Source organism: Nocardioides humilatus, assembly GCF_008373755.1.
GTDB lineage: Bacteria > Actinomycetota > Actinomycetes > Propionibacteriales > Nocardioidaceae > Nocardioides > Nocardioides humilatus.
This window is the reverse complement of record NZ_VUJV01000006.1, coordinates 78,597-101,210: the sequence shown is the minus strand read 5'-3', so window position 1 is coordinate 101,210 and position 22,614 is coordinate 78,597. Positions and strand designations below refer to the sequence as shown.

21 protein-coding genes are annotated in these 22,614 nt (G+C 69.5%); 6 read left to right on the top strand and 15 right to left on the bottom strand.

Annotated features, from left to right (window positions below; genetic code table 11):
- The first annotated feature begins 5 nt into the window (after window positions 1–5).
- Window positions 6–1,367: an amidase gene (locus F0U44_RS16750; RefSeq protein ID WP_149729506.1), complete on the top strand. Its 1,362-nt coding sequence runs from the start codon at window positions 6–8 to the stop codon at window positions 1,365–1,367.
- A gap of 85 nt (window positions 1,368–1,452) precedes the next feature.
- Here F0U44_RS16750 and F0U44_RS16745 read toward each other — a convergent pair whose 3' ends face one another.
- Both F0U44_RS16745 and F0U44_RS16740 read right to left on the bottom strand, forming a co-directional pair.
- Entirely contained in the window at window positions 1,453–2,985 is a 1,533-nt protein-coding gene (locus F0U44_RS16745; RefSeq protein ID WP_149729505.1) for an RNA polymerase sigma factor, read from the bottom strand.
- A gap of 156 nt (window positions 2,986–3,141) precedes the next feature.
- Window positions 3,142–4,065, bottom strand: a complete 924-nt coding sequence (locus tag F0U44_RS16740) for an oxygenase MpaB family protein (protein ID WP_149729504.1) — start codon at window positions 4,063–4,065, stop codon at window positions 3,142–3,144.
- Between the two features lie 96 nt (window positions 4,066–4,161).
- Here F0U44_RS16740 and F0U44_RS16735 point away from each other — a divergent pair, with 96 nt between their 5' ends.
- Entirely contained in the window at window positions 4,162–4,818 is a 657-nt protein-coding gene (locus tag F0U44_RS16735; protein WP_149729503.1) for a TetR/AcrR family transcriptional regulator, read from the top strand.
- Window positions 4,819–4,830: 12 nt separating this feature from the next.
- Here the strand turns inward: F0U44_RS16735 and F0U44_RS16730 are convergent, their stop codons facing one another.
- From F0U44_RS16730 to F0U44_RS16690, 9 genes are all read right to left on the bottom strand, one after another.
- Window positions 4,831–5,610 carry an enoyl-CoA hydratase/isomerase family protein gene (locus F0U44_RS16730; RefSeq protein WP_149729502.1) on the bottom strand — a complete coding sequence of 260 codons (780 nt, stop codon included), beginning with the start codon at window positions 5,608–5,610 and terminating at the stop codon, window positions 4,831–4,833.
- Window positions 5,607–6,155: a DUF4334 domain-containing protein gene (locus F0U44_RS16725; protein ID WP_149729501.1), complete on the bottom strand. Its 549-nt coding sequence runs from the start codon at window positions 6,153–6,155 to the stop codon at window positions 5,607–5,609. The genes F0U44_RS16730 and F0U44_RS16725 overlap by 4 nt, the downstream gene beginning before the upstream one ends.
- 10 nt (window positions 6,156–6,165) lie before the next feature.
- Window positions 6,166–7,839 (bottom strand): GMC oxidoreductase, encoded by a 1,674-nt coding sequence (locus F0U44_RS16720; protein ID WP_149729500.1) that lies wholly within the window; start codon window positions 7,837–7,839, stop codon window positions 6,166–6,168.
- The gene (locus F0U44_RS16715) at window positions 7,836–9,287 is read right to left on the bottom strand and encodes a flavin-containing monooxygenase (protein WP_149729499.1); all 1,452 of its coding nucleotides are present in this window, start codon (window positions 9,285–9,287) and stop codon (window positions 7,836–7,838) included. Before F0U44_RS16715 ends, F0U44_RS16720 begins: the two co-directional genes overlap by 4 nt.
- Window positions 9,288–9,301: 14 nt before the next feature.
- On the bottom strand, window positions 9,302–10,771 hold the full coding sequence (locus F0U44_RS16710; RefSeq protein WP_149729498.1) for an aldehyde dehydrogenase family protein: 1,470 nt from the start codon (window positions 10,769–10,771) through the stop codon (window positions 9,302–9,304).
- The gene (locus F0U44_RS16705) at window positions 10,768–11,580 is read right to left on the bottom strand and encodes an alpha/beta fold hydrolase (RefSeq protein ID WP_223163726.1); all 813 of its coding nucleotides are present in this window, start codon (window positions 11,578–11,580) and stop codon (window positions 10,768–10,770) included. Before F0U44_RS16705 ends, F0U44_RS16710 begins: the two co-directional genes overlap by 4 nt.
- On the bottom strand, window positions 11,577–12,287 hold the full coding sequence (locus tag F0U44_RS16700) for a TetR/AcrR family transcriptional regulator (protein WP_149729497.1): 711 nt from the start codon (window positions 12,285–12,287) through the stop codon (window positions 11,577–11,579). The genes F0U44_RS16705 and F0U44_RS16700 overlap by 4 nt, the downstream gene beginning before the upstream one ends.
- Window positions 12,288–12,351: 64 nt before the next feature.
- Window positions 12,352–14,046, bottom strand: a complete 1,695-nt coding sequence (locus tag F0U44_RS16695) for an FAD-binding dehydrogenase (RefSeq protein ID WP_149729496.1) — start codon at window positions 14,044–14,046, stop codon at window positions 12,352–12,354.
- Window positions 14,046–14,657 (bottom strand): TetR/AcrR family transcriptional regulator, encoded by a 612-nt coding sequence (locus tag F0U44_RS16690; RefSeq protein WP_246160576.1) that lies wholly within the window; start codon window positions 14,655–14,657, stop codon window positions 14,046–14,048. Before F0U44_RS16690 ends, F0U44_RS16695 begins: the two co-directional genes overlap by 1 nt.
- Before the next feature lie 65 nt (window positions 14,658–14,722).
- Here F0U44_RS16690 and F0U44_RS16685 point away from each other — a divergent pair, with 65 nt between their 5' ends.
- Entirely contained in the window at window positions 14,723–15,220 is a 498-nt protein-coding gene (locus tag F0U44_RS16685; RefSeq protein ID WP_149729494.1) for an SRPBCC family protein, read from the top strand.
- Window positions 15,221–15,222: 2 nt separating this feature from the next.
- On the opposite strand, the gene F0U44_RS16680 is transcribed toward F0U44_RS16685, so the two are convergent.
- On the bottom strand, window positions 15,223–15,786 hold the full coding sequence (locus F0U44_RS16680) for an HhH-GPD-type base excision DNA repair protein (protein ID WP_149729493.1): 564 nt from the start codon (window positions 15,784–15,786) through the stop codon (window positions 15,223–15,225).
- 148 nt (window positions 15,787–15,934) lie between these two features.
- On the opposite strand from F0U44_RS16680, the gene F0U44_RS16675 reads away from it, so the two are divergent.
- Together F0U44_RS16675 and F0U44_RS16670 are read left to right on the top strand one after the other, a co-directional pair.
- The gene (locus F0U44_RS16675) at window positions 15,935–17,416 is read left to right on the top strand and encodes a hypothetical protein (RefSeq protein ID WP_149729492.1); all 1,482 of its coding nucleotides are present in this window, start codon (window positions 15,935–15,937) and stop codon (window positions 17,414–17,416) included.
- Window positions 17,417–17,464: 48 nt separating this feature from the next.
- Window positions 17,465–18,217 carry a hypothetical protein gene (locus F0U44_RS16670; RefSeq protein WP_149729491.1) on the top strand — a complete coding sequence of 251 codons (753 nt, stop codon included), beginning with the start codon at window positions 17,465–17,467 and terminating at the stop codon, window positions 18,215–18,217.
- A gap of 36 nt (window positions 18,218–18,253) precedes the next feature.
- Here F0U44_RS16670 and F0U44_RS16665 read toward each other — a convergent pair whose 3' ends face one another.
- Window positions 18,254–18,955, bottom strand: a complete 702-nt coding sequence (locus F0U44_RS16665) for a maleylpyruvate isomerase family mycothiol-dependent enzyme (RefSeq protein ID WP_149729490.1) — start codon at window positions 18,953–18,955, stop codon at window positions 18,254–18,256.
- Between the two features lie 25 nt (window positions 18,956–18,980).
- On the opposite strand from F0U44_RS16665, the gene F0U44_RS16660 reads away from it, so the two are divergent.
- The gene (locus tag F0U44_RS16660; RefSeq protein WP_149729489.1) at window positions 18,981–19,253 is read left to right on the top strand and encodes a hypothetical protein; all 273 of its coding nucleotides are present in this window, start codon (window positions 18,981–18,983) and stop codon (window positions 19,251–19,253) included.
- Window positions 19,254–19,256: 3 nt separating this feature from the next.
- Here the strand turns inward: F0U44_RS16660 and F0U44_RS16655 are convergent, their stop codons facing one another.
- Window positions 19,257–20,969 (bottom strand): aldehyde dehydrogenase family protein, encoded by a 1,713-nt coding sequence (locus tag F0U44_RS16655; protein ID WP_149729488.1) that lies wholly within the window; start codon window positions 20,967–20,969, stop codon window positions 19,257–19,259.
- Window positions 20,970–20,976: 7 nt separating this feature from the next.
- A complete protein-coding gene (locus F0U44_RS16650) occupies window positions 20,977–22,551 on the bottom strand; it encodes a GMC family oxidoreductase (RefSeq protein WP_149729487.1) in 1,575 nt (524 codons plus the stop codon).
- Window positions 22,552–22,614: the final 63 nt, after the last annotated feature.

Sequence of the window (22,614 nt, the reverse complement as noted above, 5' to 3'; positions counted from 1 at the left end):
TGCCCATGGCACAGGTGACGTCAGCACCGACCGCGGTCGAGATCGCATCCCAGGTCCACGAAGGCACGCTGACCGCCCGGCAAGCCGCCGAGGACGCCCTCGCCCGGATCGAACGGTCGCAGAAGCTCACCAACGCCTGGCAGGTCGTGCGTCGCGATGCGGCGTTGGCCGAGGCCGACGCGGTCGACGGTCGCCCCGACCGCTTCGCGCTCCCCCTGGCCGGAGTGCCGATCGCGATCAAGGACAACGTGCCGGTCGCCGGCGAGCCGATGATGGACGGGTCGGCCGGGTCGGACCCGACACCCCAGACGCGCAACCACGAGATCGTGAAGCGGCTGCGCGCAGCAGGGGCAGTCGTCGTCGGCCTGACGCGGGTGCCGGAGCTGTGCATCTGGGGAGCGACCGACTCGGTCTTCGGCATCAGCCGCAACCCGTGGGACCCGGCCATCACCCCGGGCGGGTCCTCAGGGGGCTCTGCAGCCGCTGTGGCGTCGGGCGCCGTGCCCATCGCCCACGGCAACGACGGCATGGGGTCGATCCGCATCCCCTCGGCCTGCTGCGGACTGGTCGGCCTCAAGCCTGGCTACGGCGTCGTCCCGGCCGACCTCGGCGCCAACTCCTGGCACGGGATGGCCGAGAACGGACCACTCGCCACCACGGTCGCCGACGCCGCTCTGATGTTCTCGGTGCTGGCAGGCGAGCCGTCGTACGCATCGATCAGCGAGCCGGGCACGCTGCGCATCGCGCTCTCGACGAAGGCGCCCAGCGCCGGGCTCCCGGTGTCGAAGGAGTGGGCGGCGGGCGCCCGCCGGGTGGCCGAGCTGTTGCGCGGTGCGGGGCATCGGCTCGAGGAGCGCACGCCTCGCTACCCGGCGACCTTGATCTCGACGACCGGGATGGCCCTCTGGACAACCGGCGCGGCCGCCGACGCCGGCCTGCTCGCCGACATCAGCAAGCTCGAGAAGCGCAATGCGCGCCACGTCGGCATCGGCCGACAGCTGGCCAGGCGTGGCTTCCCGAAGCCGGGACCGCAGGAGGAGTGGCGGGCGCGCGCGACGGAGTTCTTCAAGGACACCGACGTGCTGCTCACCCCGACGCTGGCGCAGCCGCCGATCAAGGCGAAGTACTGGTCACGCGGCGGCTGGCTGGCCACGATCCAGGCCAACGCCCGCTACGCCCCCTTCGCCGCACCCTGGAACATGGCCGGCTGGCCTGCCATGTCGGTGCCCGCAGGTCTCGACGCCGACGGCCGGCCGCTCGGCGTACAGCTCGTCGGCAAGCCCGGCTCGGAGGCCGAGTTGCTCGCCCTCGCCGCTCAGATCGAGCAGCTCCAGCCCTGGCAGCGGATCTCTCCGCTCGCGCTCTAAAAAGCGTCGTACCTGACGTACGTGTCGTGTTCTTGCGAAATCACGACATCTACGTCAGGTACGACGGGCGCGCGAAGCGCGCTGATCAGTCGAGGTAGTCGCGCAGGACCTGCGAGCGCGACGGGTGGCGCAGTTTCGACATGGTTTTCGACTCGATCTGGCGGATCCGCTCGCGGGTCACGCCGTAGACCTTGCCGATCTCGTCGAGGGTCTTGGGCTGGCCGTCGGTCAGACCGAACCGCATCGAGACCACGCCGGCCTCGCGCTCGGAGAGCGTGTCGAGCACGGCGTGGAGCTGCTCCTGAAGGAGCGTGAACGACACGGCGTCGGCCGGGACGATCGCCTCGGAGTCCTCGATCAGGTCGCCGAACTCCGAGTCGCCATCCTCACCCAGCGGGGTGTGCAGCGAGATCGGCTCACGACCGTACTTCTGGACCTCGACGACCTTCTCGGGCGTCATGTCGAGCTCCTTGGCGAGCTCTTCGGGCGTGGGCTCGCGGCCGAGGTCCTGCAGCATCTGGCGCTGGACCCGGGCGAGCTTGTTGATGACCTCGACCATGTGCACCGGGATACGGATGGTGCGGGCCTGGTCGGCCATCGCGCGCGTGATGGCCTGTCGGATCCACCACGTCGCGTAGGTCGAGAACTTGTAGCCCTTGGTGTAGTCGAACTTCTCGACCGCACGGATCAGACCGAGGTTGCCTTCCTGGATCAGGTCGAGGAAGAGCATGCCGCGGCCGGTGTAGCGCTTGGCCAGCGAGACGACGAGACGCAGGTTGGCCTCGAGCAGGTGGTTCTTGGCGCGGCGCCCGTCCTCGGCGATCCACTCCAGCTCCTCGGTGAGCTTGGGCGTGATCTTGCCGCCCTTGCCGAGCTTCTCCTCGGAGAAGAGGCCGGCCTCGATCCGCTTGGCGAGCTCGACCTCCATCTCGGCGTTGAGGAGCGGCACCTTGCCGATCTGCTTGAGGTAGTCCTTGACCGGGTCGGCGGTCGCACCGGCGACCATGACCTGCTGAGCAGGCTCGTCGGTGTCGTCTGCCGCCGAGACCACGAACGATGACGTGGCGGTGGCCTCTTCCTCGTCCTTCTTGATCGTCGGGTCGCTCGCGAGGTCGTTCTCGAAGACGTCGTCAGCGATGTCGGGGAGGATCTTCTTGCCATCGGGCCCGACGGCCGGAGCGACCGCGACCTCGACGACCGGCTCCGCCTTCGCGGCAGCAGCCTTCTTCGCCGGAGCGGCCTTCTTCGCAGCGGGAGCCGCGGCGGCCTTCTTCGCCGGGGCGGCGGCGGCCTTCTTCGCAGCGGGGGCGGCGGCAGCCTTCTTCGCGGCGGGAGCCGGAGCAGCCTTCTTCGCCGTGCTCGCGGTGGCCGTCTTGCGGGTGGTCGTCGCCGCGACGGCGCGACCGGCCGCGGGCATGGCGACGGTGATGCCGAGGCCGGCGAGGTGGCCCAGGAACGACTTGAGGTGCGGCGCGGCGACATCGGCGGCGGCGCACGCCTGCCTGACGTCCTCCGGGCTCACGCTACCGACGGGAGCAGCCTGCTCGATCAGAGCGACGATGGACGGGTGCGCGAGAACCTCAGCGGGGACCTTGCGTGCGTTCGACGACACGAACACCTCTCGATACAACAGCGGAGACCAGCAGTAGGGCGCGGCCCAGCCCGGAGGCGTCAAGACCGCAGGTCACATTCTGCCATGCAGGTGCACACCACTCGCACAGGGTGGGGGTGACGCGCGTCTCCGGGGCGGCGAGGCCAGCGGGCGGGCCGACGGTCAGGCCGTCTCGCCCTGCGCGCTGTAGGGCGACGGCACGTCCGAGATGCCGGGGATGCTGGTGCCGCCTCGGGCGATGAGTGCCTTCTCCGAGCGCTGGACGACCTTGTAGAACTCGGCGCTGCGGCCACGCAGCGGCGGCGTGCTCGCCACGAGCGGCACCCGGCTGTGGGCGATCCGACTGGCCCGACTGACCGCCTGCCAGCGGGCCTCGTCCAGCGCGTTCCAACCGATCCCGTAGTGCGCGCGGACCACCGGCGGAAGGCTCCCCTGCACGACGGTCGCGAGAGCCGGCGAGGTCACCTGGCGCAGCGGGAGGTGGTAGCCGCTGGTGCCGGCGATGCTGCGGCCGATGAGTCGCGCCTCGTCGACGAGGCGGGGCTCCTCGGAGTGCAACCAGGTGTCGAAGGTGATCCGGAACGCCTGGTAGGACGCCGGCGCGGCCGAGCGCGGCATCCCGAACAGCTCGGCCCAGGTGACGAAGCCATGGAAGAGGTCCTCGCGCTCGTCGTTGGTCATGCGGCGCACCATCGCGTCGTACATGTGCTCGACGGAGTCGAGGGAGAAGGCCGCGGTCCACCACATCAGGCCGGGGTCGGCGGCGTCGTAGGACGCCCCCTTCGGGTGGGCGGCGCCACCGTCGACCTGCATCGTCCCCCGCACGGTCGTGTGCCGCTTCGCCGCGAAGGCCAGAGCTCGGTCGGCCTCCTCCTTGGTGCCGAGGAAGACCGCCTCCATCAGACGCGCAGTCAGGCCGAGGCGCGTGTAGGGCGACTCACGGTGACTGGTGTGCTGCGCCGTACCGACGAAGAGGCGGGGGTGGAGGCCGCCGATCACTAGCGCCCGCTGGCCCCACGTCAGTCCGACCGCACGCTGGCTGACGGCGCGGGCCACCATCGACTTGTCACTGAAGTAGCCGCTCATGTCGCCTCCACATTTCTGGCAAGGAGTCCCACCAGATTCGCTCCAGTGTGGCAGTGCGGCGCGAAAGTGGCAACGACATCTGCCAGAGTTGTGACCATGACGACACCGGGAACGACACCGGGCCGTGCGTACGGCGGCGTGCCTGCCGAGCAGCGCCAGGCCGACCGCCGTGACCGGCTGGTCGAGGCCGCCCTGGCGGTCATCGGCGAGGACGGCACGGCCGGACTGACCGTCAACCGCGTCTGCCGGACCGCAGGGCTCAACGAGCGCTACTACTACGAGAGCTTTCCGACGATGGAGGACCTCGTCGTCGCTGTCGCCGAGCACGCCGCAGGTCGCGTGCTCAGCACTCTCGCGGAGGCGATCGGTGCTGCCGCAGCCGACGCCCGTGGGCAGGCCACCGGTGTGATCGGCGCGGGCGTCGACCTCCTCGCCGATGATCCGGCGCTCCGCCGGCTCGTCATCGAGTCCGCCGGCCACCCGGTACTCGCCCGGATGCGAGCCGACCTCGCGCAAGTGCTCGTCGGCCTCATCGTCGAACGCGGACTCACCACCCTCCGGATCGAGCTCACGCCCGCCGTGCAGCGCGACGCCGACTTCGCGGCCCGGATGCTGCTGGGCGGACTGCTCGAGGTGCTGACCGACTGGACCTCGGGCACGCTCCCGCTGGACCGCGACGAGCTGGTCGAGCGGTGCGTCGAGACCTTCTTGCTCGTCGGCGACCATGCGACCGCCCTCTCGGGCGGCCGTTGACCCCCCGGCTAGCTAGCCGCCGGCGAGGGCGCGGAACCGCCCCACCTGGGCGGTGCGCTCGGCGAGCCGCTGGTCGTCGAGGCTGCGCGAAGGAGCATCCTGGAGCAGCTGCTTGGTCGCCGTGACGGCACCGTGCGCGTGTGCGGTGACGGCGTCGACCATGGCGGCAAGCGCACCGTCGAGCTCGCTGGCCGGGGCGACGACCTGGGCGATCCCGATCTCCCCCGCTTCGGCTCCCGACACGATGCGCGCCGACGCGCAGATCTCCAGGGCGCGGGCGTAGCCGACCGCCTCGACGAGCGGCTTGGTCCCGACGAGGTCGGGCACCAGGCCGAGCGCGGGCTCCTTCATGCAGAAGCGTGCGTCGTCGGCCACGATCCGGAGGTCGCAGGACAGCGCAAGCTGGAATCCGGCACCGATCGCGTGGCCCTCGACGACGGCGATCGTGATGAACCGCGGGCTGGCCAGCAGCGCGAACGGCTCCTGGTAGATCCCGATCTGGTCGATGATCGCCTGGTCCGGGAGACCGAGGGTGGCGATGAAGTTGCCGTCCTCCTCGGGCTTGGCCGGGTCGAGGAGCGACAGGTCGAGACCGGCCGAGAACGTGCCGCCGGCACCGCGCACCACGACGACACGGACGTCGTCGCCCAGCTCGCGCAGGATCCGCGCGATCCCGGCCCACATCCGTGGGACCTGGGCGTTGCGGACCTCGGGCCGGTTGAGCGTGATGGTCGCGACGACACCGTCGACCGCCAGGTCGAGGCCGGCGTGCGCCAGCTCCTCGGGCGTCACTCGCCGTCCTTCTCGAGGATGAAGACGTACGGCGTGGACCCGCGCAGGTCCATCACGCCGAGCAGGGTGTCGGCGTCGACGCGACGGAACACGTCGATGATCGGCAGGTGGTCGTAGACCATCGCGGCACTCACGACCCCGCGGTAGTCCACGGCGCGCAGCCGTGCGCGGTGCTTCTTCGTGCGGATCGCCGGCTTGAGCACACCCACCGTCGTGTGCGCCTTGGAGACGGCCTTCGCCGGCACCTTGGCTGCGACGCCGAGCGGCATCTTGCGCGGCTCGACCGGGAAGATGTCGCCGCCCGGGCTCTTGAACAGCAACGGGTGGACGTGATCGACATCGTCGAACTGCTTCCCGTACCACCCCGAGGCGGCCAGCAGCCCGTCCATCGGGTGGCCCGTGAAGAGCTCGCGACCGCGGTAGCGGCCCGACATCTCGGAGCACGCCACAGCAGGCAGCGAGTCGAACAAGGCGAGCGCGCTCTCGGGGGTCGCACTGAGCTCGAGCGCAGCGAGCTGCGCGGTCGCCTCGGTGGTGGTCGTCATCGGATTCCTCTCAGGCGCTCGCCAGGCGCAGCGCACCCGGAGCGGACTCGGGCACCACGGGTGCGTTGGGCATGACAGGCGCGACGCGCTCGTAGGACGAGCCGAGAGCCGGCCGCGGGTCGGCCTGACCCTTGTTGGGCCAGAAGGACATCGCCCGCTCCGCCTGGGCGGTGATCGTGAGCGACGGGTTGACGCCGAGGTTGGCGGTGATCGCGCTCCCGTCGGCGATGTGCAGGCCGGGGTAGCCATAGATCCGCTGGTAGGGGTCGATCACGCCGGTGGCGCTCGAGTCACCGATCGTGCAGCCGCCGATGTAGTGCGCGGTCGCCGGGATGTTGAAGATGTCGGTCGCGACGTTGCCGGCGTCGGCATCGGCGTGGCCGGCGTACTCCCGCGCGATCTCGTGGGCCAGGGGGATCCAGTCGGGGTTGGGCTCCCCGGTCCCCTGCTTCGTCTTGAGCAGACCACCCTTGCGGTAGGACGTGAGGGAGTTGTCGAGCGACTGCATCACCAGCAGGATCACCGACCGCTCCGACGCCCGCCGCAGGTTGAGGGACCGCAGCATCGTCAGCGGGTGCAGCACGACGCCGAGGAGGAACCGCATGAAGCGGAACGCTCCCCCGTCGATCATCGGCACCGTCTGCGCGAAGAGCGAGTTCTGGCCCTTGCCGTAGGTGCAGACCTCGACGTGGGTCTGCGGCTCCGGGTGGATCGATGACGTGATCGCGACACCCTGGGCGAAGTCGAAGCGGCTCTTGCTCTGCACGCCGATGATCGCCTCGGAGTTGCTGCGGGTGAGCTCGCCCAGGCGCGGCGAGAGCTCGGGCAGCGTGCCCTCGTCCTTGAGCTTGTGGAGCAGTTTCTGGGTGCCGAGTGCCGCCGCAGCGAAGACGACCTGCTGGGCCCGGAAGGTCTTGCGGCCCTTGCGGAGCTTGCCGTTGGCTCGCTCGGTCTCGACGACGTAGCCGCCGTCGTCATCCTTCTTCACCGACGTCACCGTGGTGAGCGGGTGCACCTCGGCGCCCTTGCTCTCAGCGAGGTAGAGGTAGTTGGTGGTCGTGGTGTTCTTCGCGTTGTGCTTGCAGCCGGTGAAGCACTCCGAGCAGTGGATGCAGCCCGCACGACGCGGACCGGCGCCGCCGAAGTAGGGGTCGTCGACCTCTTTGCCCTCTTTGCCCTCGTTGAAGAAGACGCCGACCTGGGTCTTGTGGAAGGTCTCGGCCACGCCGCGGTCCTTGGCGACCTGCAGCAAGATGTCGTCCTTCGGGCCGACCCGCGGGTTCTCGACGACGCCGAGCATCCGCTTGGCCTGGTCGTAGTAAGGCGCGAGCTCTTGCTGCCAGTCGGTGATGTGGGCCCAGGCCTTGTCCTGGTAGAAGGCCGGCAGCGGCTCGTAGAGCGTGTTGCCGTAGATCAGCGAGCCGCCGCCGACGCCGGCGCCACTGAAGACGAGGCACTTGCCGAGGGTGCTGATCCGCTGCGGACCGGTGAGGCCGAGCCGAGGCGCCCAGATGGACTTGCGGAGGTTCCAGTTGGTCTTCGGGAGGTCCTCGGCGTTCCAGCGTCGCCCGGACTCGAGCACGCCGACCTTGTAGCCCTTCTCCGTCAGCCGCAGCGCGGTCACGCTGCCGCCGAAACCCGATCCGACGACGATGACGTCGTAGTCGTACTTCTTGGTCGTCACTGACCCACCACCTCGTAGTCAGCAGGATCGAATTTCGCCTGCGCCTTGTACTGCACTGCGAGCGACGGCCAGTTGGTCGTCACCCGTCCGTTCTCGTTGCGGTACCACGACGCGCACTGGCTCCACACGCTGTCGTTGAGCCGCTCCTGGGTCCGCTCGTCGAAGTCCTGCTCCACCTCGGGCCGGACGACCAGCTGGCCGCTGACGTCGGCGAGGTGGTCGACGTAGTCGCCGAGGTAGCGCGCCTGGGTCTCGAGGAAGAAGATGATCGACCCGCCACCGGTGTTGGTGTTGGGGCCGTACATCACGAACAGGTTCGGGAAGTGCGGCACCGAGATGCCGTAGTAGGCCCGCGCGCCGTCGCGCCACACGTCGTGGAGGTCGCGGCCGCCGGCGCCCTTGATCGACATCGGCGCGAGGAACTCGGTCGCCTTGAAGCCGGTGCCCCAGATGATGACGTCGGTCTCGTGCTCGACACCGTCGGCGGTGACCACGCCGGTGGGCGTGATCCCGGTGATCCGCTCGGTCTCGACCTCGACGTTGGGCTGTGCCAGCGCCGGCAGGTAGTCGTTGGAGAAGAGGACCCGCTTGCAACCGAAGGTGTAGGTCGGCCAGATCTTCTCGAAGAGACCGGCCTTGGCCTTGGTCTGCTTCTTCATGTGGCGCTTGCACGTCCACTCGAAGTAGGTCGACAGGGCCTTGGAGTGGAGCAGCGCGATGCCGAGGCTCTCGGTGCGGGAGTACCAGTAGCCGCGCTCGACCTGCAGCGCCGCCGGCAGCTTCTCGAAGACCTGGTGGTGCAGCTCGCTGAACTCGCGGTCGGGGCGCGCGTGGATATAGGGCGCGGACCGCTGGAAGAGGGTGAGCTGGGCGACCTCGGGCTGGATCTCGGGCACGAACTGCACCGCGCTGGCGCCGGTGCCGATCACGGCGACCCGCTTGCCCGCGAGGTCGACGTCGTGGTCCCACAGCGCCGAGTGGAAGGCCGGACCCTCGAAGGTCTCCGCACCCTCGATGTCGGGGTAGGACGGGCGCGAGAGCTGACCCACGGCCGACACGAGTACGTCGACCACGACGGCGTCGCCGTGGTCGGTCTCGACCGTCCACTTGCCGGTGCTCTCGTCGAAGGCCGCGCTCACGACCTCCGTGCTGAAGCGGACGTGGCGGCGGACGTCGTACTTGTCGGCGACGTTGCGGATGTAGTCGAGGATCGCCGGCTGGCGGGAGAAGCGGTGCGGCCAGCGCGGGTTGGGCTCGTAGGAGTAGGAGTAGAAGGGCGACGGGACGTCGCAGGCAGCGCCCGGGTAGGTGTTCTCGCGCCACACGCCACCGACGTCGTCGGCCTTCTCGAAGACGACGATGTCGTCGTAGCCGCGCTTCTTCAGCTCGATCACGGCGGCCAGGCCGCCGAAGCCGGTGCCGATGACGGCAACAGAGGGAGATCTCATGACGTTCAGTCCTGTCAGCGGGCGTGGAGCCACTTGATCATGCGCGGAAGGAGGCGCACGACCCACGGCTTGCGGGCGAAGGTCAGCAAGTTCATCGGCGGCGCGTAGCGCTGGGTGGCGATGGCGCGCGGGCGGGTGAACTCGCGCAGGCCCTCGGGCCCGTGGATCCGACCGAAGCCGCTCTCGCCCTTGCCGCCGAGCGGCAGCGTCGCCATGCCGGCGAAGCCGAGGACGGAGTTGACCGAGACCTGGCTGGTGTCGAGGCCCTCGGAGATCTCCTCGGCGTGCTTCTTGGAGAAGACCGCACCGGCAAGGCCGAAGGGGGTGTCGTTGGCGAGCTTGACCGCCTCGTCGAGCGACTCCACGGTGGTGACAGTCAGGGTCGGGCCGAAGGTCTCCTCCTGAATGGCCGAGGAGGAGTGCGGCGGGTCGAGGATGACGACCGGCGAGATGTAGCGGTCACCAACGCTCTCGATGCCGCCGACGACAGCGGTGCCGCCGCCCGCGAGGGCGTCCTCGACGTGACGACGCACGATCGCGATCTGGCTCGGCATCGTCATCGGGCCGTAGGACGACTTGTCGTCCGAACCGGGGCGGATCTCCTTGACGCGCTTGGTGAGCTCCGCGAGGAACTCGTCGCGCACGACCCGCTCGACGTAGACGCGCTCGATGCCGACGCAGGTCTGGCCGCTGTTGCCCAGCGCTCCGAACGCGATCGCCTCGGCAGCCTTGGCGAGGTCGGCGTCGTGCGCGACGATCGCCGCGTCCTTGCCGCCGAGCTCCATGACCACAGGGATGAGCGACTCGGCACAGGCAGCCATCACCTTGCGGCCGGTCGGGCCCGACCCGGTGAAGGCGAGCTTGTCGACACCCGCCCGGCACAACGCGGCGCCGGTCTCGCCGAAGCCGGTGACCAGCGACAGCACGCCCTCAGGCGCGTCGGGGTTGGCGGCGGCGAAGGCGTCGACGTACCACTCGGCGATCGCGGGGGTGTATTCGCTCGGCTTGAACACCACGGTGTTGCCGGCAGCGAGGGCGGTCGCGATCGAGCCCATCGGGGTGAAGACTGGGTAGTTCCACGGACCGATCACGCCCACGACGCCGAACGGCACGTGCTCGAGGCGCGCGGAGAAGTTGGAGAGCAGGAAACCGGGCTTGCGCTTCTCGGGGCGGAGGTACTTGCCCGCGTGCTTGGCGTTCCAAGTGATGTGCTCGAGCGCGAGCATCAGCTCGAGGCGCGCGTCGGTGAGCGGCTTGCCGTTCTCGCGGTGCATCAGGTCGACCAGGTCGGCGCTGTGCTCGGCCATGTGACGCTTCCACGCCAGCAGGGCGTCCTTGCGACCCGCGTAGCCCTGGTCGCGCCACCACTTCGACGCCTCACGGGCGCGGGCGACGATCGCCTGCACCTGCTCGGCCGTGTGGATCGGGAAGGTGGCCACGACCTCGTCGTTGGCGGGGTTGGTGCTGACCAGCTGCTCGGTCATCGGATCTCCTTGATTGCCTTGATGGCGGCGTCCTCGAGGATGAGGCGGGCGCAGGTGTCGGGGTCGTCGTTGAAGGGAAGGTGCCCGCATCCGGGCAGGTCGAGGTGGCGCGCGTGGGGCATCGCGGCGCGAGCGCGGGCGCTCTGCGTGCGGTGGATCAGTACGACGTCCTTGGTGCCCCACGCGATCGTGACCGGGATCTTCGGGAGCTTGCCCTGGTCGTCGTCGGCGGAGAGCCAGTAGCGCCCGAAGTCGGCGCGCGCCGATTCGAAGGCGGTCGCCGCGGCAAGACCGTGCAGGTCGCCCTCCGCCATCGCGGGCGTGAGCAGAGCCGGCCGGCCGAACATCGAGCTCAACAGGAGCGTGCGCCCCGTGGGGGTCTGCACGACACGATCCAGGGCCGGACCTGCGGTTCGCGCCGCGATGCGCATCACTGTCAGCAGGCTCTGCGTCCAACGCAGCCCGGCGGTGCCCCAGAAGCCGACCGGGGAGAAGGCGGTCACCGCGGAAGCGACGCCGCGACGGCCGAGCTCCAGCCCGATCCCCCCGCCCATCGAGCTGCCGACCAGGTGCGGCCGCTCGATGCCGTTGTCAGCGAGCCAGCCCTCCAGCCAGTCGGCGTATCCGCGGGGCCCGGGGACGACGCCCTCGACCATCGGAGAGGCGCCGAAGCCCGGCAGGTCGATCGAGATGACCTCGTGCGACTCCGCGAGGCGGTCGAGGATCGGCTCGAAGCACTGCCAGCGGCTGCCGATGCCGTGCACGAGCACGATCGGGGTTCCTGACCCCCGGCGGTCGTAGCTGATCAACGCGATCCTCCTACCCGCCGCAGCCGCGGCAGCTCCATGTCGAGCCCGAGCGAATCGATCGCCAGGGTGGTGCAGTGCCGCACGAACTCCTCGCGCGAGGTGTGCCGTTGGCCCTCGCTCCACGCGAGGAACAGGGCGAAGACCGCGGCGGAGAAACCGATCAGGGTCCAGGTGCCCGATTCGGAGCGGAGCTCCTCGACGCGGTCGGGGAAGACCTCGCTGACGATCGCCAGGACGAACTCCGGCATGGCCGCCTGCGATCGTGGCCGCAGGGTGTCGTCGGCAGAGGACTCGCGGAAGAGGATGCGCCCGATGCGGGGGTCGTCCTCGACGACAGCGACCGCCGTCTCGAACGCGGTGTGCAGCGCTGCCGCGACGCCGTCGGCGGCCACGGCTGAGACGACGGCGGCCAGGATCGGCTCGCGCATCTGGACGACCGTCTGGTCGTAGACCGCCTCGAGGAACTCCTCGCGGGTCGCGAACAGCTCATAGAAGTAACGGGGACCGACGGCGGCCTCGCGGCACGCGGCACGCATGGTCAGCGCCGCGACACCCTGGGTGCCGAGCAGCTCCATGCCGGCATCGACGAGCCGCTGGCGCCGGTCGGCCTCGCGAGCGTCGGGCGTCTGGCCCTGCCAGAGGCGGCCCGCCGACGCGCCTGAGCCGGCGCCTGCGCCGTCGTCAGGCGTGGTCGTTGCCGTGGTCATGGCACGACCATACAGGAATCATGCGATTCCAGGAAGCAGTTGATTCCTACTTTTACCTTCGGCTTCAGAGATCGCGTGCGAGCGCCAGCCCGGCCGCTCGCCCGGAGAAGATGCAGCCGCCGAGGAAGGTGCCCTCGAGCGCGTTGTAGCCGTGCACTCCCCCGCCGCCGAAACCAGCGACCTCGCCGGCGGCGTACAGGCCGGAGACAGGGTTGCCGTCGGCGCCCATCACCTGGGAGTCGAGGTTGGTCTCCAGCCCGCCGAGCGTCTTGCGCGACAAGATGTTGAGGCGTACGGCGATGAGCGGGCCGTGGGCCGGGTCGAGGATCTTGTGGGGCTTGGCGACCCGCATGATCTTGCCGGTCCGCTCACGGCGACCGTTGTGGATCGCCATCACCTGGGCGTCCTTGCAGAACGCGTTGTCGACCTGGCGGTCGCGGGCCTCGATGGTCGTGCGGATCGTCTCGACGTCGAGCACGCGGCCGCCGCGCCCGAGCTTGTTCATGCCGTCGACCAGCTGCTCGAGGGTGTCGGCGACGACGAAGTCCTCGCCGTGCTCCTTGAACGCCTCGACCGGTCCGGTCGCCCCCTTGCCGATGATGCGGTCCTTGAGCATCAGGGGGATGTCCTTGTCGGTCCAGTCGGGGTTCTGCTCCGACCCCGACAGGGCGAATTCCTTCTCGATGATCGTCTGGTCGAGCACGAACCACGAGTAGTCGGCCCCGGTCGCGAGGATCTGCTTCATGGAGCCGATCGAGTCGGCACCGGGCACGCCGGACATGCCCTCGAGCCGCTTCCCGTTGGCGTCGAACCACATCGACGACGGACCCGGCAGGATCCGGATCGCATGGTCGGGCCAGACCGGGTCCCAGTTGTGGACGCCCTCGACGTAGGCCCACATCCGGTCGCGGTTGACGATCCGACCTCCCGCGGCCTCGGTGATGGCGAGCATCCGGCCGTCGACGTGGGCGGGGACGCCCGCGATCATGTGCTCCGGCGCGGGACCGACGCGATCGGTCGGCCAGTTGCGGCGCATGAGCTCGAAGTTGTGGCCGATGCCGCCGGAGCTGACGACGACAGCGGCCGCCCGCTCCTCGAACTCGCCGACGATGTCGCGGGACGACTTCACACCGCGAGCCAGGTCGTCGTCGGTGTGCAGCACGCTGCCCCGGACGCCGACGATCGCGCCGTCCTCGACGACGAGGTCGTCGACCTGGTGGCGGAACGCGAAGCGGACCAACCCCTGCTGCTCGGCCTTGAGGACCGGCTCGAGGAAGACTCGTACCACCTCAGGACCGGTGCCCCAGGTGAGGTGGAACCGGGGGACTGAGTTGCCGTGCCCGGTCGCGCGTCCGTCGCCTCGCTCGGCCCAGCCGACGAACGTGAGGGACTTGAGCCCGAGGTCGCGCAGGTACTGCCGCTTCTCGGTGGCGGCGAACCGGACGTAGGCCTCGGCCCAACGCTGCGGCCACACGTCCTCGTCGTCGAGGCGGTCGAACCCTGCTGAGCCCATCCAGTCCTGGAGAGCCAGCTCGTGGGAGTCCTTGATGCCCATGCGGCGCTGCTCGGGCGAGTCGACGAAGAAGAGCCCACCGAGCGACCAGAAGGCCTGACCACCGAGGTTGTTGCGGTTCTCCTGGTCGAGAACGAGCACCTTCTTGCCGGCCTTCGCCAGCTCGTGGGTGGCGACGAGGCCGGCGAGGCCCGCGCCGACGACGATGACGTCCGGCTGGAAGTCGCCCTGGGGGTGAGTGCTCATCAGATCTCCTCGGTGTAGTGCTCGACGAGCACGGTGAACAGGTCAGTACGCCGCGTTCGTGCGGCCTGCTGGTCGTCCTCGATCAAGCACTGGACCGTGGTGCCGTCGTGCGCGGCGACGAGCGCGTGCCCGAGCGCGTCGCGGTCAGTGATCCGGCGGCCGACGGTCGCCATCAGCCGGTCGAGCAGCGGCAGCAGGGTGGCGAGGATCGCATCCTCACGTGCCGCCACCACCTGCTTGAGGATCGGGTTGCGCAGCGCGTGGGCCGTGAACTCGGCAGTGACGCGGTACCACTCGTCATCGACAGGTACGGCGTCCGCGACGTGCGCCACGGCGTCACGCAACGTCGCCAGGTTGGCCTCGTCGGGTGCGGCGAGCAGCTCCTCGAGGTCGTGGAGCAGCTGCGCCGAACGCTGCTCCCACATCGCCAGGAAGAGCTCGTCGAGCGAGTCGAAGTTGGAGTAGAAGGCCCCGCGGGTGAAGTTCGCACGGGCACAGACCTGCTCGACCGAGGTGGCGCCGTAGCCCTGCTCGGCGAAGGCCTCGAGCGCCGCGTCCAGCAGGCGCTGGCGCGTCTCCGCCCTCCTGCGGGTCAGGGGCTTCTCGGTCACGATGCAGAACTGTATCCGATACATACCTGTATCGAAAGGCTTACCTCGCCCCTAGGCTCTCCCCCATGCCCCGCGAGATGACAGTCAGCGACAGCGTCGTGGTCGCGGCCCCGGCCGACGAGCTCTACGCCCAGATCAGCGACCCGACGCAGATGGCGCGCTGGAGCCCGGAGAACACCGGAGCCTCGGTCCCCGAGCCGGGCGCGCCGGCGCGCGTCGGCATGACCTTCGTCGGCTCCAACAAGCGCGGACCGGTGCGGTGGGTGACCAAGTGCGTCGTCACCGCAGCCGACCCGGGCCAGCGCTTCGCCTTCGACGTGCGCGTCTACGGCGTCGGCGTGCCGGTGCTGCCGATCAGGATCGCCAGCTGGGAGTACCGCTTCGAGCCGGTCGAGGACGGCACCCGGGTCATCGAGACCTGGACCGACGGACGACGCCGGTGGCCGGATGCGGCGACGCGGATGTTCGACCCGATTGCGACGCGGAAGCCGAGCTTCGCGGAGTTCCAGCGCGGCAACATCAAGCGGACGTTGCGCAACCTGAAGGCCGACTTCGAGAGCTGACCTCAGCCCTCCTTGGCTGCGGCCTTCTTCATCTTCTTGTAGTCGCGCACCTTCTGCAGCGAGTCGGGGTCGACCACGTCGGCCACCGAGCGATAGCCCTCGAGGGCGTAATCCCCCGCCACCGCCTCCCAGCCGTCCGGTCGGATGCCGACCTGTTTGGCCAGCAGCGCCACGAAGATCTGCGCCTTCTGCTTCCCGAAGCCCGGCAGCTCCTGCACGCGCTTGAAGAGCTCCTTGCCCGTGGTGGGCTCCGTCCAGAGCCGCGTGACGTCGCCGTCGTACTTGCTCTCGACGAGCGCGGCGAGCTCCTGCAGCCGCGCCGCCATCGACCCCGGGAACCGATGGATCGCCGGCGGGGTGCTGCACATCTCCTTGAACGCCTCAGGATCGGCCGCGGCGATCGCCGCCGGGTCCAGGTTGCCGAAGCGGCTCAGGACCTTCCAGCCGCCGCGGAACGCGTGCTCCATGCCGTACTGCTGGTCAAGCATCATCCCGACCACCACCGCGAACGGGTGCTGGTCGAGGACTTCATCGGCTTCCGGCAGCCCGGTCATCTGGAAGGACATGACGACCATCTTGCAACACGTCCGCGGGTGATCTGCCTCCCGGTTCGTTGACGAGCACGCCCTCACTCGCGACATTGGAATCTCCAGGGAACCGCGCGCGGCAGGTTCGGGCTCCGGCGGTGCGTGCAACTGCACAAAGGAGACCATCGTGAGCGGCGAGATCGAGCAAGAACTGGACCGACTCCGACAACTGGTTGGCCGGTTGGAGCGGGCGAACACCGCTCTCACACACCGAATGAAAGAGCTCGAGTTGCGCCAACCGGCGACGGCACCCAACGTCGAACCCGGCTCGACACGGGAGGCGGCTCCGAGCCGGCGGGGCCTCGTGTGGTTGGCGGGCGCCGGGATGGCTGGAGCGGCAGCGGCGGTCGTCGCCCGGCCGACCGCCGCTCACGCCGACGGCACTCCAGTCGTCCTCGGCGCCGTCAACTCCGCCGATCTGCCGACCGAGATCAAGCTCAACTCCGGCCCTTACGGGAACCACCCAGCGTTGGTGCTGAGGGGGGAGGACAACGAAGGGTACGCCTCGCTGGGCAGCGGATCGATCGCCGTGTACGGGGTGTCGGCCGTGAGTTATGGGCGCGGCGTCTACGGCGAGACCGCGCACGCCGGAGGCATCGGGGTAGTTGGCAGAAGCTCCGGAGGCCGATACGGCGTGCAGGGCACCTGGCTGAAAAACCCCGATGAGTTGCCCGGAACGGCCGGTGTTTGTGGCGAGAACCTCAATACGAGCTCGAATGGAATCGGAGTCATCGGTTCGCACGCCGGGTCGGGGTGGGGGGTGTGGGCGACGTCCGTGTCTGGAGTTGGCCTCTACGCCGACGGCGGCACCGGGTCAGGCGCCGAATGCGTCACGACCGGTGGGCGCGCGGACCAGTTCGGCGTCATCGGACGGGTCACGTCCGAAACACCTCAATATGGGAGCGCCGGCGTGCGCGGTATCAACAACGCCAGAACCGACGCCGGTTACGGCGTCCACGGATCGCACGACGGCACGGGTGCAGGCGTCTACGGGACGTCTGGTGGTGGCATTGGCGTGAGTGGACGAGGGAAGAATTGTGGAGTGGCCGGCTTGTCCTTGAACGACGCGACCCACTCTGCTGGCGTTGTTGGCGACATGCCCTTGCCTCACGTGACGAAGGGCGCCGGTGTCCGGGGCTATCACGGCGGCAGCGGCCGAGGGGTCTGGGCGAAGTCGAGTGGCGGGCCGGGTCTCCTTGCTGAGAGCACTTACGCAACCGGCGCCGAATGCGTCGCTACCGGGAACGCCGACAAGACCGCTGGTGTCCTCGGACGACTCACCTCGACCACACCCGGCGCGTCGAGCGCCGCCGTGCGCGCGATCACGAATTCCACCACCAACGCCAGTTACGGCGTCCTCGCATCGCACGCCGGCACCGGCACCGCGGTGTACGGCCAATCCGTGGGAGGCGTGGGGGTCCGCGGCTTCGGCGGCACCGGCCGCGGTGGCGTGTTCACCGGCGCCGCAGCTCAGGTCAACCTCACCCCCGGAACCGTCGACACCCATCCGACCAGTGGGACCCGTGGCGATTTGTACGTCGACAGCACCGGCCGCCTCTGGTTCTGCAAGACCGGAGGAACGACCGCGACCTGGGCCGAGGTCGCCTGAATCCCGCGCTGCTACCACCGCCGCGCTCGCGGCCCTACGCTGACGGGTGTGAGTCCGTCCCCCGAGGTCGTCGGGACGGCGCCACTGCTGGTGGTCCCGGGCAGGCCAGTTGGGACGCCGTCGTACCGACGCGAGCTCGGGCAGACCGCGTGGGTGGTGGTCGTGTCGGGGCTCGTCGCCGGCGTCGCGATCGGCCTGCTGCTCCGGGCCGCGATGCTGGTGCTGCGCCTGGCCTCACCAGCCTCGACAGGGCTGACGTCGGACGACGGGTTCGAGATCGGCCGGTTCACCCTGTTCGGCGTCTACAACCTGGTGATGCTCGGCGTCGCGCTCGGCGTCGTGGGCGCTGCGGCCTACATCGCCGTGCTGCCCTTCCTCGTGGGACGACCGTGGGTCCAGCGGCTCACCGTCGCGGTCACAGCGATGCTGCTCGGGGGTTCTGGCGTCATCAACGACCACGGCCGCGACTTCCGCGATCTCGACACAGAAGTTGCGGTCGCACTGTTCCTCGTCTTGCCGTTCGTCGTCGGATTGCTGGTGCCCGCCGTCGTCGAACACGTCGGTCGCCACGCGGAAACCGGCCCGCCGTGGCTGCCCGTTCTCGTGCTGGCGTTTCCCCTCGCTGCCCTCGCGGGCGCGTTCCAGCTCGTCGTCATCGCGGTGCTGCTGCCCGTCCGCCGCGCCTTCCTCGACAAGATCCTCGCCAGCCCTGCCCTGCTGTGGCTGTTCCGCCTTCTGTTCGCAGCGATCCCGGTCCTCGCCGTACCCGCACTTGTCGCTGACCTGCGCGCGGTGCTGTAGCCACGACTGAGTACGACAGCCGCACACGAGTGGGGCCTACGGGACGGTGGAGAGCAGTGCCCTGAGGTCGGCGGTCATCGGGAAGTCGTCGGACAGGCGGCCCTGGGTGGCCTCGACGAACGTCTCGGGCGACAGCTCGACCCGCCCCAGGTCGCCCTCGACCACGACCACGCCGCCGTCGACGGCAACCGTCACCGGCTTCTCGAGCTCGCCCAGCACGAAGCGGCCGAAGGTGACCCGCCACGCCGTACGCGCGGCACGGTCCGCCTCGGGGACAGGGACGAAGACGTCGTCGCCGTGGGTGGCGTATTCAACGGCGAAGTGGAAGGTCTGCAGCCCGGCGGGGTAGGCGCCGACCATCGTGTCGACCGAGCCGTCCCTGCCCCGAGCACGCAGGTCACGTCGGTTGGCCACCTGCGCCTCGCGCCACTCTCCCACGAGCTCGTCGGTCGGCACCGAGTCGTAGACGTGGATCTGCCAGTCGTTGAAGGCGGCGATGTCCTTGATGCCGGCCTGCTCGGCGGCCCGGAACATCTCCTGGACCGTGCCATCGAGGTTGGCACGGGTGTAGTCCTCCAGGCCCTTGAGGTGGGCGACCATGTCGCGCACCGTCCAACCCGCACAGCGGCTCGGCAGCGACCAGTCCGGCTCGCTCGTGAAGAACCGATGGACCCGGTCGGCCTCGCGGTCCAGCAGGTCGAACGGGTCGAGCCCGTCGAGGAGCGACTCGTCAGCCATGGATCGACGTTAGTACGTTCGAGGGGTGACCGGCCCTACTTCTGCGTCCTGGTGGTTCCGTGCGAAGGACGGCCGGCAGACCCTCTGGCAACCGCCCAACCCGGCGCTGATCGTCTGGATGGTCGCGTGGGCGCTCGGCCACCTCGACCTCTCCAGCGCCCACGAGGCAGCGCTGACGGGCGTGCGCCACGGAGCCCTCATCGCGTGGGCACTCGATGAGGTGGTCCGTGGCGACAGCCCGTTCCGACGGGTGCTCGGCGCGGTCGTCCTCGCGTTCCAGGTCGTCGCTATCGCCTAGTCGTCACCCGCGCAGGGCGGAGGCGAAGATCGCGGGGAGCGCCCGCCACCGGGGCCGCGCAGCGAAGCGGGCGAGCCGCCGGCCGGTGGTCGCGGCGGTCCGGTTGTCGACGAACCACGGTGGCTTCGGCGAGATCGAGGCCTCCCCGTGCAGGACCGACCGGGGGAAGGGCCGGAAGGGGCCGTGCACGACGGTGCGTTCGGTGCGGTCGAGAAGCAGCGCGTTGTGGACCACGCCGCGCCCGCTCTGGATGTCGTCGAGCGTGTGGCCGGGGAAACCGCCCCACGTCGCGTGCGGCGTCAGGTAGCCGACACCGGTCCAGACGTTGACGCCGATGGTGCCGTAGCGGAGTCGGACGACCTGCTCCTCCAGCCTCGCGCCGAGCTGGCGCTTCGTCCGGGGGTGGACGATCACGTTGGCGCCCAGCGTCCCGCGCAGCTTGTCGTTGGCCGCGGTCACGGCGCGCTCGAGGAACGCGGCGCCCGTCCCGGGCAGTTCGGCCACTCCGAGGACCGGCCCGAAGTACTCGGTCGAGAACGCCGTCTCGGTGTCGTCATCGAGGTCGAGCCCGGTGATCAGGGTGCGCTCGGCGACCCCCCCGACCGCCTCGGCCGTCGGGTGCACCGCACGGGCGTCGGCGACGCGGGTGGCACAGCCGGGATACCAGGCTGGACGCTCCGGCGCCGCGGCAAGGGCCGCCCGGAGCTCGGTGAGGAACGCGTCCTTCTGCGCCCAGTCGCTGCTCAGGACCACGATCTGTCCGGCGATGCAGTTGTGGCCGCTGTTGTGGAGTCGCTGGGTGGCGATGTGTTGCGCCTGAAAGCGGAGGTCGGCCTTCGACCACTTGCCCGGTACGACGATGACGGGCGCCACTCCCCCGAGCTCGCTCGAGATCGGCTTGGTCAGCAGCGGGGTGCCCGCCGCCTTGTTGGCCACGCCCTGCTCGCCCGGACCCCAGACGATCGCGTCGTGGGTCTGCTCGCTGCCCGTCATGTGCACGGCGGCGACGTCGGGGTGGTGGGCCAGCGCGTTGCCGGTCTCGAGGTCGCACGTCAGGACCTCGACCGCGCCGATGGCGATGAACGGCGCGAAGATCGTGGTGAAGACGTCCTTCAACCCGTTCATGATCGGGTTCAGCTTCAGAGCCGCGACCCGGTTGTCGGCATACAGCACGTAGAGCACGTCCAGCGGGGCGATCGAGCTGATGTTGCCCGCGCCGAGGACGAGCGCGGTGCCCTGGGTGTCATGCGGCTTCCGCAGGCCGAGGCCGGCTGCGGCACCGGCGTCCGCCTCCGTCACCCCCGGCTGCATCCACAGCTCGGCCCGATAGCCGTTGAGCAGCAGGCGGTCGAAGGTGTTGTGGGGCAACACCTGGAAAGCGAGCCGGTCGCCCTCGACGGACCGGGTGCGGAATCCCGCGAGCACGTCACGGCCGTCCTCCATCCGTCGCAAGGTCTGCTGGAGCGCACCCACGTAGGCCTGCACGGCCCAGGGTCCGCTGACCCACTCCTCGCCGATCAACGACGACCCGGCGGGCAGCTGCTTGATGCTCGCTGCCACCTCGACCCATTCCTCGGCGTGCTGGTCGACCAGCGCCATGAACTCGGTCAGGAGCTCGCGTCGCCGCGTGAGCGACGTACGGGCCCAGGCGATCTCGCCGTCGAGCAGCCGCGCTGCGATCGCGTCGGCGTCGGTCTGCACTGTTGTCTCGAACATGTCGTCCTCAGCTCGTCGCGCGGATCAGGTCCGCTGCCTTCTCGCCGACCAGCACGGTGGGCGCGTGGGTGTTGCCGTGCGGAATGGTCGGGAAGACCGAGGCGTCCGCGACCCGCAGGCCGACCACGCCGTGCACCCGCAGGTCCGGGTCGACCACGCCGTCGACCTCGGTGCCGATCCGCGCAGTGCACGCCGGGTGGAAGGTGTGGGACACGTTGCGGCGGATCTCGGCCTCGATCTCCTGGCGGGTCTGCACGGCGGCGCCGGGGTGGATCTCCTTGGTCGTCAGCGCGCGCAGCGGTCCGTAGGCGGCCGCCTCCCGAGCGCGCTCGATGCCAGCGACCATGGAGTCCATGTCGGCCCGCTCGGCGAAGTAGTTGAAGGTGGCTCCGATCTGGGCCTTGGGGTCCGCGCTCCGCAGCCGGAGGTGACCCCGGCTCGTCGAGCCCACCAGCGACAACGCGAAGGCGAACGCAGGTTTGTCGTGAGTCGCGAAGCCGTTGTCCCAGAAGTACGCCGGCGCACCGAACATCTGGACGTCCGGGGCGTCCTCGCCGGACCTGGTGTGGAAGAACGCGCCCGCCTCACCGATGTTGGACGTCAGCATGCCGCGGCGCGCGGCGAGGTACTTCACCAACTGGACCGGCGACTCGGCCCCGGCCAGCGTGCCCCTCGCGGTCGTTTCGTGGTTCGTCAGGTAGAGCGGGTGGTCCATCAGGTGCGCCCCGACGTTCGGGTTGTCGACGACGGATGCGATGCCGTGCTCCGCGAGGTGGTCGGCGGGGCCGATACCGGAGAGCATGAGCAGCTGCGGGGTGTTGAACGCACCGGCCGAGAGCACGACCTCGCGGTCAGCGGCGTAGAACTCCACCTTGCCGTTGACCTCGACCTCGACCCCGACCGCACGCCCGTTCGCAACCCGGACCCTGTGCACATGCGCTCCGCTGAGCAGGGTGAAGTTGGCGCGCTTGGTCGCCGGCGTCACGAAGCCGTCGGCGGTGGTCCAGCGCATGCCGCGCTTCTGGGTGAGCTGGTTGTAGCCGGCACCGAGCTGGTCGGCCCCGTTGAAGTCGTCGTTGCGCGACAGGCCGGTCGCGCACATGGCCTCGATGAGGGTCTCGGTCAACGGGGTCGGCGTACGCGGGTCCTCGATGTGGAGGGGGCCCGCGTCGCCGTGGTACTCGCTCGCCCCACGGGAGTTGCGCTCGGACCGCTTGAAGAGCGGCAGCACCTCGTCGTAGGACCAGCCGGTCGCGCCACCCTTGGCCCAGGAGTCGTAGTCGTGCCGACTGCCGCGGATGTACATCATCGCGTTCATGGCGCTACAGCCACCGAGGAGCTTGGCGCGCGGGTGGTAGATCACGCGGCCGTCCAGGTGCGGCTCCGGCTCCGTGTAGACCTCCCAGTCCAGGTCGGTCTTGAACTGGGTCGGGAAGGCTGCGGGGACCTTCACCCTCATGGGCTTCTTGGCCCCGCCGGCCTCGATGAGAAGAACCCGCGTCGACGGATCCTCCGAGAGCCGGCCGGCAACCACGGCTCCAGCGGAGCCGGAGCCCACCACGATGTAGTCGTAAGTACGCATGTCACTTCCCTCGAACGTCTGGACTGTTCGAGAAAGGTGTCATCGGGGCTGGTCCGGACGCTT